Source organism: Bacillus sp. FSL H8-0547 (genome assembly GCA_038002745.1).
In the GTDB taxonomy this organism is placed as follows: Bacteria; Bacillota; Bacilli; order Bacillales; family Bacillaceae; genus Bacillus_P.
Window position 1 is genome coordinate 49,884 of the sequence record JBBODD010000001.1, and the last position, 16,978, is coordinate 66,861.

Annotated in this window: 17 protein-coding genes; 7 read left to right on the forward strand and 10 right to left on the reverse strand. The window is 43.1% G+C overall.

From position 1 onward, the window contains the following. Window positions 1-8 precede the first annotated feature (8 nt). Window positions 9-1,235 carry an acyl-CoA dehydrogenase gene (locus tag MHB63_00270; GenBank protein MEK3805019.1) on the reverse strand — a complete coding sequence of 409 codons (1,227 nt, stop codon included), beginning with the start codon at window positions 1,233-1,235 and terminating at the stop codon, window positions 9-11. Between the two features lie 246 nt (window positions 1,236-1,481). Here MHB63_00270 and MHB63_00275 point away from each other — a divergent pair, with 246 nt between their 5' ends. Further along, the gene (locus tag MHB63_00275) at window positions 1,482-2,954 is read left to right on the forward strand and encodes an aminotransferase class I/II-fold pyridoxal phosphate-dependent enzyme (GenBank protein ID MEK3805020.1); all 1,473 of its coding nucleotides are present in this window, start codon (window positions 1,482-1,484) and stop codon (window positions 2,952-2,954) included. Between the two features lie 607 nt (window positions 2,955-3,561). On the opposite strand, the gene MHB63_00280 is transcribed toward MHB63_00275, so the two are convergent. Together MHB63_00280 and MHB63_00285 are read right to left on the reverse strand one after the other, a co-directional pair. After that, the gene (locus tag MHB63_00280) at window positions 3,562-3,702 is read right to left on the reverse strand and encodes a GapA-binding peptide SR1P (protein MEK3805021.1); all 141 of its coding nucleotides are present in this window, start codon (window positions 3,700-3,702) and stop codon (window positions 3,562-3,564) included. 196 nt (window positions 3,703-3,898) lie between these two features. After that, window positions 3,899-4,198: a DUF3055 domain-containing protein gene (locus MHB63_00285; GenBank protein MEK3805022.1), complete on the reverse strand. Its 300-nt coding sequence runs from the start codon at window positions 4,196-4,198 to the stop codon at window positions 3,899-3,901. Between the two features lie 155 nt (window positions 4,199-4,353). On the opposite strand from MHB63_00285, the gene MHB63_00290 reads away from it, so the two are divergent. Then, a complete protein-coding gene (locus MHB63_00290; GenBank protein ID MEK3805023.1) occupies window positions 4,354-4,752 on the forward strand; it encodes a DUF1885 family protein in 399 nt (132 codons plus the stop codon). A 33-nt stretch (window positions 4,753-4,785) separates the two neighbouring features. Here the strand turns inward: MHB63_00290 and MHB63_00295 are convergent, their stop codons facing one another. Beyond that, window positions 4,786-5,619, reverse strand: coding sequence for a polysaccharide deacetylase family protein (locus MHB63_00295; protein ID MEK3805024.1), 834 nt, complete (start codon window positions 5,617-5,619; stop codon window positions 4,786-4,788). Window positions 5,620-5,736: 117 nt separating this feature from the next. On the opposite strand from MHB63_00295, the gene MHB63_00300 reads away from it, so the two are divergent. Next, window positions 5,737-7,275 carry a BCCT family transporter gene (locus MHB63_00300; GenBank protein MEK3805025.1) on the forward strand — a complete coding sequence of 513 codons (1,539 nt, stop codon included), beginning with the start codon at window positions 5,737-5,739 and terminating at the stop codon, window positions 7,273-7,275. A 556-nt stretch (window positions 7,276-7,831) separates the two neighbouring features. After that, window positions 7,832-8,218 (forward strand): hypothetical protein, encoded by a 387-nt coding sequence (locus MHB63_00305; GenBank protein ID MEK3805026.1) that lies wholly within the window; start codon window positions 7,832-7,834, stop codon window positions 8,216-8,218. 70 nt (window positions 8,219-8,288) lie between these two features. On the opposite strand, the gene lpdA is transcribed toward MHB63_00305, so the two are convergent. The 5 genes from lpdA to MHB63_00330 form a co-directional block, all read right to left on the reverse strand. Next, a complete protein-coding gene (gene lpdA, locus MHB63_00310; protein MEK3805027.1) occupies window positions 8,289-9,701 on the reverse strand; it encodes a dihydrolipoyl dehydrogenase in 1,413 nt (470 codons plus the stop codon). A 4-nt stretch (window positions 9,702-9,705) separates the two neighbouring features. Continuing rightward, entirely contained in the window at window positions 9,706-11,076 is a 1,371-nt protein-coding gene (locus MHB63_00315; protein MEK3805028.1) for a dihydrolipoamide acetyltransferase family protein, read from the reverse strand. A 156-nt stretch (window positions 11,077-11,232) separates the two neighbouring features. Next, the gene (locus MHB63_00320) at window positions 11,233-12,210 is read right to left on the reverse strand and encodes an alpha-ketoacid dehydrogenase subunit beta (GenBank protein MEK3805029.1); all 978 of its coding nucleotides are present in this window, start codon (window positions 12,208-12,210) and stop codon (window positions 11,233-11,235) included. 3 nt (window positions 12,211-12,213) lie between these two features. Next, entirely contained in the window at window positions 12,214-13,329 is a 1,116-nt protein-coding gene (gene pdhA, locus MHB63_00325; protein MEK3805030.1) for a pyruvate dehydrogenase (acetyl-transferring) E1 component subunit alpha, read from the reverse strand. Between the two features lie 463 nt (window positions 13,330-13,792). After that, entirely contained in the window at window positions 13,793-14,461 is a 669-nt protein-coding gene (locus MHB63_00330) for a YkyA family protein (GenBank protein ID MEK3805031.1), read from the reverse strand. Between the two features lie 227 nt (window positions 14,462-14,688). On the opposite strand from MHB63_00330, the gene MHB63_00335 reads away from it, so the two are divergent. Together MHB63_00335 and def are read left to right on the forward strand one after the other, a co-directional pair. Further along, window positions 14,689-14,817, forward strand: a complete 129-nt coding sequence (locus MHB63_00335) for a YjcZ family sporulation protein (GenBank protein MEK3805032.1) — start codon at window positions 14,689-14,691, stop codon at window positions 14,815-14,817. Window positions 14,818-14,962: 145 nt separating this feature from the next. After that, window positions 14,963-15,517 carry a peptide deformylase gene (def, locus tag MHB63_00340; GenBank protein MEK3805033.1) on the forward strand — a complete coding sequence of 185 codons (555 nt, stop codon included), beginning with the start codon at window positions 14,963-14,965 and terminating at the stop codon, window positions 15,515-15,517. A gap of 44 nt (window positions 15,518-15,561) precedes the next feature. Here def and MHB63_00345 read toward each other — a convergent pair whose 3' ends face one another. Further along, entirely contained in the window at window positions 15,562-16,332 is a 771-nt protein-coding gene (locus tag MHB63_00345) for a Cof-type HAD-IIB family hydrolase (protein MEK3805034.1), read from the reverse strand. 432 nt (window positions 16,333-16,764) lie between these two features. Between MHB63_00345 and MHB63_00350 the strand changes: the two genes are divergently transcribed. Continuing rightward, window positions 16,765-16,974, forward strand: a complete 210-nt coding sequence (locus MHB63_00350) for a DNA-directed RNA polymerase subunit epsilon (GenBank protein MEK3805035.1) — start codon at window positions 16,765-16,767, stop codon at window positions 16,972-16,974. Window positions 16,975-16,978 lie beyond the last annotated feature (4 nt).

Here is a 16,978-nt window from a genome sequence, read left to right on the forward strand (position 1 = left end):
ATTCCTCCTTATACGGTCTGCAGATTCACATCGTATTTTTTCAGTTCAAGTCTTGCCAGCTGTGCACGGTGAACCTCATCAGGACCGTCGGCGATTCTGAGCGTTCTTGCACCTGCCCACTGAGCCGCAAGCGGTGTATCTTCGCTGACCCCAGCTGCTCCGAATGCCTGGATGGCGCGGTCAATGACTTTCAATGCCATGTTTGGAGCAATCACTTTAATCATGGCAATTTCCGTTTTCGCCTGTTTGTTTCCGACCGTATCCATCATATAGGCGGCTTTCAGCGTCAGCAGCCTGGCCTGCTCAATCTCAATCCGGGAATCAGCGATCCATTCTCTGACAACCCCCTGGCTTGAAATCGGTTTGCCGAAGGCTTCTCTTGTTTGTACACGCTTACATAATTCTTCAAGAGCACGTTCTGCAGCTCCTATTAAACGCATGCAGTGATGGATGCGGCCCGGGCCAAGACGTCCCTGTGCAATCTCAAATCCTCTTCCTTCTCCAAGAAGCATATTTTCTGCAGGAACGCGGACATCTTTAAACGTAATTTCAGCGTGGCCGTGCGGAGCGTGATCATAGCCGAAAACAGGAAGGACTCTTTCAATGGTAACTCCCGGAGTATCGAGCGGCACGAGAATCATAGACTGCTGTTCATATTTAGGAGCATGAAAATCGGATTTCCCCATAAAAATCGCAATCTTGCAGCGCGGATCGCCTGCACCTGAGGACCACCATTTTCTCCCGTTGATGACATACTCATTGCCATCGCGGATAATGCTCGCTTCAATATTTGTCGCATCGGCTGACGCAACGTCCGGTTCTGTCATGGAGAAGCAAGAACGGATCTCGCCGGCAAGCAGCGGTTTCAGCCATTTTTCTTTTTGTTCATCCGATCCATACCTCACAAGCACTTCCATGTTTCCGGTATCTGGTGCGGCACAGTTGAACACTTCCGGAGCGAGCAGCGAACGGCCCATAATCTCACAGAGCGGAGCATATTCAAGATTTGTCAGCCCGGCACCATATTCGCTTTCAGGCAGGAACAAGTTCCACAGTCCCCGTTCCTTTGCTTTGGCTTTCAGCTCCTCCATAATTGGAGGAATAGCAGACCATCTCGTTTCCTGTTCATTTAATTGCTCTTCATATTTCTTTTCATTCGGATAGACGAATTCTTCCATAAAAGAAATTACCTGCTTCTGCAGCTCAACTACCTTTTCTGAATACGAGAAATTCAACTCTCATCACCCTTTCATCCACCTTACTAACCGGTTGGTATGTAGTTCTGTTTCTATCATAATATGATTCTCCCAAAAAAGACAACTATTATTCTAAAAATTCTGTTAAATATTCACTGTCCCTCGTATATCTGCCCGCTAAAAACTCCTTTCCAATCCTTGTAGAAAGTGATATAATTCACTTGTTTTATGTGTAAATGAACGTGATGAAAATAGATTACGCACTAAAGAAGGTGGGAATACAAATTGTCGCAATATGAAACACCGTTATTTACAGGGCTCAAAGAACACGCAAAGAAAGATCCTGTACAATTCCATATTCCTGGACATAAAAAAGGAGCAGGCATTGACCCTGAATTCAGATCTTTTATCGGGGAATCTGCTTTATCTATAGATTTGATCAACATCGGCCCTCTGGATGATCTCCACTCTCCTAAAGGCATGATAAAAAAAGCCCAGGAACTCGCAGCAGAAGCATTCGGAGCTGATTATACATTCTTCTCTGTGCAGGGCACGAGCGGAGCCATCATGACCATGGTAATGGCCGTTTGCGGACCTGGAGATAAAATTCTTGTCCCGCGCAATGTTCATAAATCTGTTATGTCCGCTGTTGTTTTCTCAGGTGCAACACCGATCTTTATCCACCCTGAGATTGACAAAGACCTCGGCATTTCACACGGCATAACAACCGAATCTGTTGAACATGCGCTTGAGCAGCACCCTGATGCAAAAGGGCTGCTCGTCATCAACCCTACGTACTTTGGCGTTTCAGCTGATTTGAAAAAAATCGTAGAAATCTCCCATTCCTATAACGTGCCGGTCCTTGTCGATGAAGCACACGGCGTGCACATTCATTTTCATGATGACCTGCCGCTTTCAGCGATGCAGGCAGGCGCTGATATGGCTGCTACAAGTGTTCATAAGCTCGGCGGCTCAATGACCCAAAGTTCGATCCTCAATGTACGGGAAGGACTTGTTTCGGTTCAGAGAGTCCAGACAATCCTGAGCATGCTGACAACAACGTCCACTTCCTATCTGCTTCTTGCATCACTTGACGTTGCAAGAAAGAGGCTGGCCACAGAGGGACGCGCTCTTGCTGAAAGAGCGATACAGCTTGCCAATGAGACAAGAAACAGAATCAACGCGATTGATAAAATTGAATGCATCGGAGAAGAAATCATCGGCACAAAGGCTGCTTATGACTACGATCCGACGAAATTAATTATCTCCATTAAGGAACTCGGACTGAACGGCTACGATGTAGAAAAATGGCTGCGCGAAAACTATAACATCGAAGTGGAAATGTCCGATTTATACAACATTCTCTGCATCATCACACCTGGTGACACGGAAAGAGAAACCGGAATCCTCGTTGAAGCGCTGCAGGCGCTGTCCGCGCAATTTGCACACGCATCAGCTGATAAAGCAAAGCCGGAGGTCATGCTGCCGGATATTCCAGTATTAGCTTTAACGCCGCGTGACGCTTTCTACGCTGACACAGAAATCGTTCCATTCTCAGAATCTGCAGGCAGGATCATTGCAGAGTTTATCATGGTGTATCCTCCGGGGATTCCAATTTTCATTCCAGGAGAAATCATTTCAGAAGAGAATCTCTCATATGTGCGCAAAAATCTTGAAGTCGGTCTTCCCGTCCAGGGGCCGGAAGATCCGGAACTCCATTACCTGCGCGTAATCAAAGAGCATAGAGCAATTAAATAATCTAATCGAAGCATGGCGCATGCTAAAACCCCCGGGATTCAGTTCCCGGGGGTTTGATTTATCATTTATCTGACTGAATTGCTCAGCCATTGTGCTGAGGATAACAGTGGTCGGTGTGATGCTGGGCAGCCTTATGGTTTGCTCTGTCTTATTTATAGGGTACCATTTCCGCTTTTTGCTTCCCTATAATTTGTTCTGTCTGATTTATGGGTTATCATTCTGGCTTTTTGCTTCCCTATAATTTGTTCTGTCTGATTTATGAGGTACCATTTTGACGCTTTGCATCCCTATAATTTGCTCCGTCTGATTTATGAAGTATCATTTTGAAGCTTTGCATCCCTATGATTTATTCTGTCTGATTTATGAGGTACCAATTTCGCTTTTTGCTTCCCTATAATTTGCTCCGACTTATTTATGGGGTATCATTTTGAAGCTTTGCATCCTTATAATTTGTTCTGTCTGATTTATGAGGTACCATTTTAACGCTTTGCATACCTATAATTTGTTCCGTCTGCTTTATAGGTTTCTATCTCTGCCTTGTGCACCGCCCTTTTTTAGACAGCAAAAAAAGCATGCAGGCCCCCCTGCATGCTTTTCAATCCTCTATTTAAACCCCTTGAATAACTGTCATTTCTCTCTCTAGTACTTGGCAATCGCAGCTTGTGCATTTTCCGTACAAAACACTGACCTTTTCATCTTCAAAATGATCGATTGTTCCGTTGCAGGTTTGACAGACGATTGTTCCCATTTCCATACCCCTTTTTGAATGGATTAGCACTATTTGAAAGCGCTTAATACTTTGTAAGTTTATAATAATATAACACATTTAATCCGTCAAGCCTAAATTGTATAACACATTTAATCTTTTTATCTCTAAAAGTATTCTTTTTTTGAAAAGGTATAAAAAAACTGGCGAACGGATCTGTTCGCCAGTTTTTAGTTCACTATTCATATTGAGTGGTTAATTGGGCGGAAGGGATGACGTCACGGAAGAAATCTGACAGTTCTGCTGCCTGCTGCAGTGTTTCAATCCGAAAGGTGCGCATGAGGAATTCGAGGTCTTCGATATCTGATGAGTCAAGGAGAACTGATTTTCCGGTCTGAAGGCAGATGACGAGCGGTTTGCCAAAAAACATGCCTGAATACACGATGGCCATATCGTACCTCAAATCACTGGAAGCAAAACCAACATACCTGACATTCGCCTGTTCGGTATCATCATAAAACTTTTCCAATGTGTTCATGATGGCCTCCTTCTTTTTATCAGATTATTCAGATTAATTATACTTCATAATTCAAGAGAGCACAATCATTTCCCCTTGAACTTGCAAGCAGGCGGATAATATGTAATATTTTAAATAATCGGACAGTTATAAAATTGTGCTTAGGAGTTGACGCAATGGCCTCACACGCTTTTATTCATTTAGTTGAAGGTTCTGCTCAGCAGACAATATCCCTTGAACAGGTTGAGGAGCTCTTTCTTTATTACAAAGAGATAACAGGCAAAACGGGCAAACAGCTGCAGTTTGACTATGACCAGTCAGCTTTTCCATACGAGTGCACTCAAAAGGAAGGGTATCTCTCCCTTACTTCTGAGGAGCGCGGCTATGCAAAAATGTATATTGGAGCAGGTCCCGTAAATGAAGAGGCCTTTTCATTTCTGCAAATTACCCTGCCGGCAGATTCGAAATACGGCGACAGAAATAAAGCAAATGAATTTTCAAAGTTTCTGGCAAAAAAACTAAAAGGGGAACTGACCTTATTCAATGGAAGGAAGATGTACTATTATAAACGATGAAAAAAGCGATCATCAAAGATCGCTTTTTTTGTTCTAAAGTGGAGTTTCAATTGCATCAGGGTCAGCAATTTCATACCCTTTTTGCTTAAGTCCTGTCACAATGGAGCTTAATGCTTCGCTTGTCCACTTGCGGTCATGCATCAGCAAGTTTGCACCATCAGTCAAGTATGGAGTATTGATCATGATTTCTGTCAGTGCTTCTTTTGTCTGGTAATCACTTTCCCAGTCGTAGCCGTACGTCCAGTTCATCAGCACCATCTTTTCCTCTTCCGCAATTTTTCTGCTTTCATCTGTGTTGCTTCCAAACGGAGCTCTGAAAAAACGGGGACGTTCACCCGTTATTTGCTCAACAAGATCATTCAGACCGGCAATTTCGCTTTTCTGTTCTGAAGGGGTCAGGTCCTTAAGATTGGAATGGGTCATTGTATGATTTCCTATAGGGAAACCAAGCTGATAAATCTCTTTTAGTCTTGCTTTTTCCTCTTCCGTATCCAGAAAATGACCATTTACAAAGAAGATCGCCTTTACTCCCATCTTTTTCAATGTCTGTGCCATCCCCACACTGTACTGATCTGGAGCATCATCGATAGTCAGAAGCACCGCTTTCGGGCTGACGTCAGGACTCAAAGGCTTAATTGACCAATTTGCCGGATCAAGTTTATATTTTGGTGTTTTATCCAATATGGCTGGCTGTTCAGCCTTTTTATCTGATTCCAAATCCGCTGCAGGCTCTGGTTTTTCCTTCCCTGCTTCATGTACCGTTTTCTTTTCCGCAGGAGGATTTTCTTCTTTATTGCCGCCGGTCCCTGATGCAGTGCATCCTGCAAGCAAAAAAGCTGCTGCCGTCATACAGAGTGCTTTTCTCACGTTCTTTCCTCCCCGGTATATTCTTTTTAGAATAATTTGCCGCCGATTGCTTCACTATATAGGAAGAGGAATTAATTAACAACACTTCTTATTTCCTATTTTGAAGGAGGTCTGAATATGAAAAAACTGACACCTGTTTTTGTCCTTTCTCTCATCGTTTCTGTTCTTTTTATTGTATGGGGAGCCATTCCAAAGAGCATAATCGGAAGTGCCAATCTGTCAAACGTAACGACACTTATCCACGGATTTATTATTGAAAAATTCGGCTGGTTTTATATGCTGACCGCTTCCTTTTTTCTCATTTTTGCCATCGGATTAATATTTACAAAATACGGAAATATCAAGCTTGGAAATGATGATGATGAACCGAAGTATTCTTACCTCAGCTGGTTTGCGATGCTTTTCAGTGCCGGCATGGGAATCGGGCTTGTGTTCTGGGGAGTATCTGAGCCGATGAATCATTACAGCGCACCTCCATCCGGTGAAGGGTTTACGGATGAATCTGCCCGTGCTGCAATGCGCTACTCCTTTTTCCATTGGGGGCTTCATCCATGGGCCATTTACTCGGTTATCGCTTTATCACTTGCATATTTTACGTTCAGGAAAAATCAAAACGGAGTCATCAGCAATATTCTCAGACCGCTTTTTGGAGACCGTGCTGATGGAAAGCTTGGTGTACTGATAGACTTCCTTGCAGTGTTTGCCACCATTTTTGGAGTCGCAACGTCACTTGGACTCGGCGCCATTCAAATTGGTGCAGGTGTCTCCTACTTGTTTGATGGAATCAGCAATTCGTTTTCAACCCAGCTGATTATTATTGTGATTGTAACCTTTCTTTTCATGCTGTCTGCTCAAACAGGGCTTGATAAAGGAATTAAAATTCTCAGTAATGTAAATATTATCCTTGCTATTGCCCTCATGCTCTTTCTGCTTTTTGCAGGGCCGACAAATTTCATCATGGATTTGTTCACGACAACCATTGGCGGATATTTGCAGAATTTAACCTACATGAGCTTCCGCCTTACGCCATTTAACGAGGAAAGCACATGGGTTCAGGATTGGACAATCTTTTACTGGGCATGGTGGATTTCGTGGGCTCCGTTCGTGGGGACATTTATCGCGCGGATTTCCAGAGGAAGAACGATCAGAGAATTCCTGATTGGTGTTCTTGCTGTTCCAACCATTTTCGGGGCATTGTGGTTCTCAGTATTCGGAGGTTCTGCTTTATACCTGCAGCACTTTATGAAAAAGCCCATTATGGATATTGTCAATGACAAGGGAATGGAAGTCGCCCTGTTTGCTGTCCTTGAACAATTCCCGTTTGGCATGTTTATGTCTCTGCTTGCTATTCTTTTGATCAGCACTTTCTTTATTACTTCAGCCGATTCGGCAACTTTCGTGCTTGGCATGCAGACAACAGACGGAGACTTAAATCCATCTGGCAAAATCAAATTTGTATGGGGCATCATCCAATCTGCTGCAGCTGCCGTTCTATTATGGATTGGCGGTCTTGAAGCTCTTCAGAGGGCATCGATAATTGCTGCACTTCCGTTTGCTGTCATCATGATTTTGATGGTCATATCATTGATGAAATCATTGAGACGCGAAAAATTCCCTGTCATGAATCGGACTGAGACTAAAAAAGACACTTTATAAAAAAGTGTCTTTTTCTTTGTTCTTTCTTACCCTCCCATATCGAATTTCAGTTTATGAGGGGACGCATTCTCCTGTTGCTTACCCTCCCATATCGAATTTCAGTTTCGGAAGGTACGCATTTTCCTCTTGCTTACCCTCCCATATCGTTTTTCAGTTTTCGAGGGGACGCATTCTCCTCTTGCTTACCTTCCCATATCGTTTTTCAGTTTTCGAGGGGACGCATTCTCCTCTTGCTTACCCTCTCATATCGTTTTTCAGTTTCGGAGGGTACGCATTCTCCTCTTTCTTACCCTCCCATATCGAATTTCAGTTTTGAAGGGTATGCATTCTTCCGTCTCCCTCTCACCGATCCACCTTGTTTTAAAGTTAATTGTTAATTTTAGCGACAAACTGTCTTTCTATTTTTCATTTTTGTGACAAATAGGTAACATTCAGGGGAATATTCGGAAAACATGATAAAATAGCATTAATTTAGATTAACGGAAACTGTAAAATGGGTACGAAGTAGGACTTAGTTCGGACCGTTACGACCATTTCATTAAAAGGGGTGGACAATATGGCAAAGTCGGTCATTGTCGCCTTCATCATGCCAGTTTTTCTTCTTTCATCTTGCAGTCTGAATATATCCTCTGAATCGCTGCGTCCAGAAGACGATGATAAAAAACTGCTGTTTTTTTCAGATGAACAAGATGAACACCGGGAATCTGTTTATTTTGATGCTCTGATTGATCTGAAACAGGATTTTCCCGACGAAGTGGAAGACTTGGAATTTGTTGAAACAAGCAGTGATGAAGACTATCCGGTAGATATTGATACATTTCCTTCCCTTGTGGTTGTAGACGATAATCGCGTCCTCTTCCAGATTGAAGGCCACGTAGGAACAAAGGAAGAAATTATTAATCCCGTTGTTAAAGCACTTTCAGGCAGCAGCGGAGATCGATAGACGGCTTTCACACCGTCTATTTTTTTATGCAAAAAAACCCCCTGATGCATGCCATCAGGGGGTTTGGTACTTATTTAATAATGTGGATTGGGCTTCCGATTGCAACTTCAGCAGCTTCCATTGTGATTTCTCCCAATGTTGGATGCGCATGAATCGTCATTGCGATATCTTCAGCAGTCATGCCAGCTTCAATTGCAAGGCTAAGTTCTGAAATCATATCAGAAGCAGCCGCACCTGCAATTTGCGCTCCGATGACAAGTCCGTCTTCTTTGCGTGTAACAAGTTTCAAGAAGCCGTCTGTTTCGTTAAGAGAAAGAGCACGTCCGTTAGCAGCAAATGGGAACTTCGCTGCAACAACTTCGATTCCTTCTTCTTTAGCCTGTGTTTCTGTGTATCCAACTGTAGCCAGTTCAGGCTCAGAGAATACAACTGCAGGAATTCCGAGGTAGTCGATTTCAGCATGCTCGCCGGCAATTGCTTCAGCAGCAATTTTACCTTCGTATGAAGCTTTATGAGCAAGCGGAGGACCTTCAACGATGTCACCGATTGCGTAGATGTTAGAAACGCTTGTACGGCACTGCTTATCAATTTTGATCACGCCGCGGTCTGACATTTCAACGCCTACCTGCTCAAGTCCAAGCTCATCTGTGTTCGCACGGCGGCCAACCGTTACAAGCAGGTAATCCGCTTCAACTGTCTGCTCTTCGCCTTTAACTTCAAAGGTTACTTTTACGCCGTTTTCTGTTTCTTCAACAGACTTTGCTTTTGCTTTTGTATGAATTTCAACGTTGCCTTTTTTCTTAAGGTTACGCTTAACAAGAGAGCTCATTTGCTTTTCAAAGCCCATAAGGATTTCATCCATTGCCTCAATGAAGACAACTTCAGAACCAAAGTTGGCATAAGCTGTACCAAGCTCAGTGCCTATGTAGCCTGCACCGATGACAACAATTTTCTTTGGAATTTCGTTCAAGCTTAGAGCACCAGTTGAATCAAGCACTCTTTTAGAGTATTTGAATCCTGGAATTTCAATTGGACGGGATCCAGTAGCAATGATTGCGTTTTTGAATTTGTACGTTTGAGATGAGTTGTCATCCATTACTTTAATAGATTCGCTGTCAACAAAGTAAGCTTCTCCGCGGACAATCTCAACTTTGTTTCCTTTAAGAAGTCCTTCAACTCCGCCGACAAGTTTCTTTACAACGCCAGCTTTGAATTCCTGTACTTTTGTAAAGTCAACTGTTACGTTTTCGGCTTTAATTCCCATGTCTTCAGAATGCTTGGCATTCTCAAAGCGGTGACCTGCAGCAATTAAAGCTTTTGAAGGAATACATCCTACGTTAAGGCAAACGCCGCCAAGGTTTGCTTTTTCTACGATTGTTACTTTTTGTCCGAGCTGTGCAGCGCGGATGGCAGCTACATAGCCGCCAGGTCCCGCACCAATGACAAGAGTATCTGTTTCAATAGGGAAATCTCCTACTACCATTGAATTACGCCTCCATTAAAATAAGTTGTGGGTCGTTCAATAAACGCTTGATGTGATTTAGAGCATTTTGTGCTGTAGCACCATCAATCATGCGGTGGTCAAAGCTAAGTGACAGCGCAAGTACTGGAGCAGCAACAATTTCTCCGTCAACAACGATTGCTTTTTCAGCGATGCGGCCGATTCCAAGAATCGCAACCTCTGGATGGTTGATAACCGGAGTGAACCACTGTCCGCCTGCAGAACCGATGTTTGTAATCGTGCAAGAAGCGCCTTTCATTTCCGCAGCAGAAAGTTTACCGTCGCGGGCTTTAGTTGCCAGGCCGTTAATTTCATCAGAAATTTCAAAGACTGATTTGCGTTCTGCGTTTTTAACAACAGGAACCATAAGTCCTTTTTCTGTGTCAGCAGCAATACCGATGTTGTAGTAATGCTTTTGAACAACTTCTTCGGTTTTGTCATCGATTGAAGTATTAAGAACCGGGTATTTCTTAAGCGCTGATGTAAGAGCTTTCACTACGTACGGTAAATATGTTAACTTAATACCCTGCTCGGCTGCAACACCTTTGAACTGTTTTCTGTGAGCAACAAGTTTTGTTACGTCCACTTCGTCCATCAATGTTACGTGAGGAGCTGTATGCTTGGAGTTAACCATTGCTTTAGCGATAGCTTTTCTCATCGGGCTCATTTTTTCGCGTGTTTCAGGGAAATCGCCTTCTGGAACAGCTTGTTTAGCAGGTGCTTTTTGCTCTGCTTTTTCTTCCTTAGCTTCTGCTTGCGGAGCTTCAGCCTGAGCTTCAGCAGCAGGTTTCGAACCGCCTTCAAGGAATGCGTCGATATCTTCTTTGCTTACGCGGCCGTTTTTGCCTGAACCTGATACCTGGCGGATTTCAACGCCTTTTTCACGGGCATATTTACGTACTGAAGGCATTGCGATTACTCGCTTGTTTGGATCTGCATCAGCCTGATCTTGTGCACCTGCACCAGTTGCTGCTTCTGCTTCCTGTTTAGGAGCTTCTTCTTTTTTCACGTCCTGGCCGGCTTCAGCTGTAGCCTGAACTTGAGCTTCCTCTTTTTTAGGTTCTTCTTTAGCAGGCTCATCACCATGGTCGTCACCTTTGAATTTAAGGTTTTCGTAACCTGGTGCATCAAATGTGATCAGGGTTTGTCCAACTGTAGCAACAGTTCCCTCTTCTACTTTAACTTCAATTACTTTTCCTTTAACAGGAGAAGGAATTTCTACGACTGCTTTATCATTCTGAATCTCAGCCAGAACATCATCTTCGTTTACTTCATCGCCAGGCTTGATAAACCACTTTACAATCTCACCTTCGTGGATACCTTCACCGATATCCGGCATTTTAAATTCGAAAGACACGGTATACTACCTCCTATTTTTCATATGGAAAAGAAACCAGGTATCAGGTTTCGGAAGAACTTTGTTCGTTCAAATGCTTTTGCGCCTTCGATGCGCTCCATCATGAAACAATAACACTCTGCCCGGACCAACTGATTTCTTTTCATAAATGTATAATTAGAAATTCATTACTTTCTTAGCTGTTTCAATGACATCCTTGAAGTTAGGAAGCCAAACGCCCTCTGCTTGAGAGAATGGGAAAACAGTGTCAGGAGCAGCTACGCGAAGCACAGGTGCTTCAAGGCTTAAAATAGCGCGGTCGTTGATTTCAGCCACTACATTAGCTGCAATGCCGGCTTGCTTTTGAGCTTCCTGTACAACGATTGCACGTCCTGTTTTTTCAACAGATGCAATAATTGCGTCAATATCAATCGGGCTGATTGTGCGAAGGTCGATAACTTCTGCAGAAACGCCTTCTTTTTCAAGCTCTTCAGCCGCTTTTAAAGATTCATGAACCATTGCTCCGTAAGTGATGATGGAAAGGTCTGAACCTTCGCGCTTCACTTCTGCTTTTCCGATTTCAATTGTGTACTCTTCTTCCGGAACTTCCTGGCGGAATGAACGGTAAAGCTTCATGTGCTCAAGGAAAACGACTGGGTCGTTGTCACGGATAGCTGAGATTAAAAGTCCTTTAGCATCGTATGGAGTTGAAGGAATAACAACCTTCACACCAGGCTGCTGCGCCATAAGACCCTCTAAGCTGTCAGCATGCATCTCAGGAGTATGAACGCCTCCGCCAAACGGTGAACGGATTGTAACAGGAGAATTCCAGCGGCCGCCTGAACGGTAGCGCATACGTGCCATTTGTCCTGAAATTGAATCCATTACTTCGTAAACGAAACCGAAGAACTGGATTTCAGCAACCGGACGGAAACCTGTCAGGCCAAGTCCGATTGCAAGACCGCCGATTCCTGATTCAGCAAGCGGCGTGTCAAACACGCGGTCTTCGCCGAATTCTTTTTGAAGTCCTTCTGTAGCACGGAATACTCCTCCGTTTACGCCAACGTCTTCTCCGAATAGAAGAACGTTTGAATCGTTTTTAAGTTCTGTGCGGAGAGCATCCGTAATTGCTTGAATCATTGTCATTTGAGCCATGGCTTACTTCGACTCCTTTGCTTTGTAGATTTCATATTGCTCTTTCAGATTGAATGGCATTTCTTCATACATGATATCCATTAGATCTGTTACTTTTTGTTTTGGATATTCATCCGCTTTTTTGATCGCTTCTTTAATATCTTCTTTCGCCTGTTCGATCACTTTGTTCTCTTCTTCTTCGCTCCAGATGCCTTTTGTTTCAAGGAATTTGCGGAAGCGTACAAGAGGATCTTTTTCTTCCCACTCAGTGTCAAGCTCTTTTGTGCGGTAGCGTGTCGGATCATCGCCGGCCATTGTATGCGGGCCATAGCGGTAAGTAAGTGTTTCAACAAGTGTCGGGCCTTCTCCGTTTACAGCGCGCTCGCGTGCATCACGCACAGCAGCGTATACAGCAAGTGCATCCATGCCGTCAACTTGAATACCTACGATACCTGCAGCAGCCGCTTTTTGAGCGATTGTCTGTGCAGCTGATTGTTTTTCAACCGGAGTTGAGATTGCAAAACGGTTGTTTTGCACAACGAAGATAGCCGGTGCTTTATAAGCGCCTGCAAAGTTGATTCCTTCGTAGAAATCGCCCTGAGATGCTCCGCCGTCACCAGTGTAAGTAATTGCAACAGCTTTTTTATCTTTCTTTTTAAGACCAAGTGCAACACCCGCTGTCTGGATGATTTGCGCACCGATGATAATTTGAGGAGACAATGCATTTACTTCCTCAGGGAACTGGTTTCCGTGGAAATGTCCGCGTGAGAAAAGGAATGCCTGGTACAAAGGAAGTCCGTGCCAGATAATCTGAGGCACATCACGGTATCCAGGAAGAACGAAATCTTCTTTTTCAAGTGCAAAATGAGAAGCGATCTGTGAAGCTTCCTGTCCTGCTGTCGGTGCATAAAAGCCTAAACGGCCCTGGCGGTTCAATGAAATTGAGCGCTGGTCCAAAATACGCGTATACACCATACGGCGCATTAATTCTTTTAATTGGTCATCTGACAAGTCCGGCATTGCAGCTTCATTTACTACCTCGCCCTGCTCATTCAGAATTTGGAACGTTTCAAACTGCTTGGCAATTCCTTCAAATTGCTTTTTGCTGTCAACTACAGCATTTTTCGTTTTAGCAGCCATCTAAGTCACCTGTCCTTTCTCTTATAAAAAATAATTCTTGATTATATGACACATACAGCATTAGCCTTCCCAAAATGACATCTTATGACACATTCTTTTAGGCTTCACTCTACATATCTTTATACCACTTTAGAGAATGCCGAAACGTTCTCTATGTATTGGACAGTACAAAAATCTGTACTAATTAAAGGGAAGAAAAAAATTAATACAATTCATTTCAACATGTTTTAGTGTACACCATTAAAAATGTATACGTCAATTGATTTATACTGATATTCTTTCAACCTTTTTGCCGCATTTTATTTTACTTTTATTCCCTTTTAATCAATCTGTACTATAACTATTTGATATTCTGTACTATAAAAATCGATACAGCATTGTTTGTTTTGGCAGTTCCAAACACATCCTTCGGCAGCATACAAAAAATGCAGGGGCGGCTGCTCCCTGCATTCACTGAACTTGATCATGACGTTTTTCCTTTATCATCTGACTGCTCGACTTCAATTCCGGCTTTTTTGTAAAAATCCATCTTAGCCTTGTTGTACTTTTCAGTAAGATCGTTGAATTCTTTATTCAGAGCCGCCACCTTTTCGTAGCTGCTGTTAATTTCCGTAATTTTCGCTTCCAGTTCCTCAAGCTTCAGATCTTTTTTCTGAAAAAGCTGATACAGCTCTTTATCAAGAGCGATTGCTTCATTATATGCTGGAGAAAGCGTATCGTAAGCATCGTAGCGCTGCTGCATCAATGTTTGCAGGTCAGAAGCTTTGCTTTTCAGCGCCTGATCATCCAGGTCCTTTGAAATGTCCTCAACTGCTTTGAATTCTTCTTTTGAATCCATGATGCTCTCTTTTTCATCTTCGGCTCTTTTTTCTCTTTCTTCAACGACAGAAAGCGCTTCTTCAGAAAGTGAAACAATTTTTTCATACTCTTTCATGCCGAGTGAAATAATTTCTTCGTAAAGTTCGTTTTCTTTTTTCTCAAGTTCCACCAATGGCTTCTGCTGATCTTCGAACGAACTTTCCGCCGCAACGGCTTTTTCAAGAGCATTATACATTTCTTCTTCTGCAGAAGGTCCGCTGCAACCTGCCAGAAATAATGCTCCGGCAAGCAGCGCTGCAGAAGCTGCAACCATTTTTTTCACCGCGAGTCCCCCTAACCCATTCAACATATTTACTATAAAAGGTTCTGGTTATTTTTACAATATTTTTATTTGTTTCAAAACTCAAAATGACATTCATTTTTTGGGGAACTGGGCTATCGTCTATACACATTCAACCAAAAAACATAGGTTATATTAGACGCTGAAGGCTGATGCACAGGCTGCAGAGGTAAAGCGTTACATTCAAAGGAGGTTTTCTCATGTACGGTTATCCTGGATACGGTTATGGCGGCTGCGGCTATCCTGGTTATGGACGCACGTTTGCTCTGATTGTTGTATTGTTTATTCTTTTAATTATCGTAGGAGCAGCGTTTGTAGGCCACTGCTAATAATGGCTTGCGGCAGCAGAGCCCACATACAATGTGGGCCGCCGCATCCAAAAATGATACTGGTGGACAAGCAGGACTTTTCGTTTGATCTAAGTTCCATTATACTTAGTAAGATAATTCAGCAGGAAAAGGAGTGTGAGTCCGGGTGATTACTATGGAGGATATTATCAGGGAAGGTCATCCAACCTTGCGTAAAGCTGCAGAAGAAGTGCCGATGCCGCCTTCTGATGAAGATAAAAAAACGCTACAGGAGCTGCTTGATTATGTCCAGAACAGCCAGAATCCCGAGATGATCGAAAAATACGGCCTGAGACCCGGGATTGGCCTTGCAGCCCCTCAAATAAATGTCTCCAAACGGATGATTGCCATCCGGTTAACAGATGAAAAGGGCCAATTGCACAGTTACGCTCTGTTTAACCCTAAAATTGTAAGCCATTCAGTTGAGAAAAGCTACTTAACAAGCGGAGAAGGATGTCTTTCAGTTGACAGACCTGTTCCGGGATACGTTCCGCGCTATGCGAGAATCCGGGTAAAAGCAGTATCCCTTGAAGGAGAAAATGTGGACCTCAGACTTCGCGGGCTGCTTGCCATCGTCTTTCAGCATGAAATTGACCATTTAAACGGTGTAATGTTCTACGATCACATCAGCAGCGAAGATCCTTTGAAAGAACCTGAAGGCGCCATCGCAATCGAACGGTAAAAGGAAGCACGAAAAACCTGTCTGCTTAGCAGACAGGTTTTTTCTTATAGAAGACCGGTTTTCTTCAAGCCGTTCAAAATGCCGTCTTCATCTACATTCGTTGTGATTTCATCTGCAATTTCCTTTAATTCGGCAACGGCATTCCCCATAGCCACACCAGTTCCGGCAAATTTAATCATTTCAAGGTCATTCAGTCCGTCACCAAACGCATATACATTTTCCTTGCTGATATCGAGGCGTTCGATAAGCTTTTTTATCCCCTCTGCCTTTGATCCGCCAAATGGAAGAATATCTGTCGCAAGTTCATGCCAGCGGATGATGTGAAAATCCTCGTATTTTTTATACGCCTCTTCTTCGCCTTCTTTGCAGAACAGCAGTGTCTGATAAATCTCATGATTCCGGTAGAACTCGGGATCAAGTTCAGGGTGCTTGAATTTCAGGCTTCCCATGCTTTCATGTATGTACGGATGATCTGTTTCTGTAGACATCATTGTTTCATTGCTCATAAAGACAAGCGGATGATCCGAAGTTTTTGCGTACTCATATAATTCTTCCAGACGTTCTGTATGAAGCGGGTTCTTATAAATCACATCACCTTCGAAAACAACATATTGCCCGTTGAAGCTGACAAAGGAATCGATTCCAAGCTCGCGGCGGAGGTCTTCAAACATGAACGGAGCTCTCCCTGTTGCAATTGCAACATGGTGTCCCGCTTTTTTCAAATCATCTATCGCTTTTCTAGTTGAATCAGGAATTTCCTTATCATGATTAAGCAATGTTCCGTCTATATCAAAAAAGATTACGTTTCCGGTCATAATATAGGTCTCCTTACTTGTTCGTAGTTTTGACAGCTTTTACATGACTCATCATAGCGGAAAATAAATGGAGCCACAACCAAAACACCTGTATTTTTTCCCGCAGCTGCACCTGCCATAAATATCCATGTTATCTTTTCCGATATTCACATATACTAAGTCTGGCAGATTCGAACGGTAAACATTCCGAAAATTGGACAAGATGGGAGTGTGGAAAATCATGATGAAAAAACTCAGACGCAGATTGCGGTCTCAATGGAATAGCATTCTTGGCAGAAAATCAATAGCGTAATGAAACCTTTCTGCCCGCAGAAAGGTTTTTTCTTTCCTCCAAAAACGCCCCGGGACCGGGTGAGGGTTGGCTTAGAGGCCATTATCGAATATAATAGAACAAGTTAGTCTAACATACGGCAGTTAAGGAGAGATTTGGCAATGCTATACAAAGTTTATTTTCAGGAAAAACTCGGAGAGGTTCCTGTTCGCGAAAAAACAAAAACCCTTTATATTGAAGCGAGAACAGAAGGCGATGCACGCAATAAACTGAAGGAACGCAATCACAACATTGAATTTATTCAATCTGTTGAAGGTGCTTACTTAGAATACGAAAAACAAAACGAAAACTTTAAAGTATTGGAGATTTGATTTT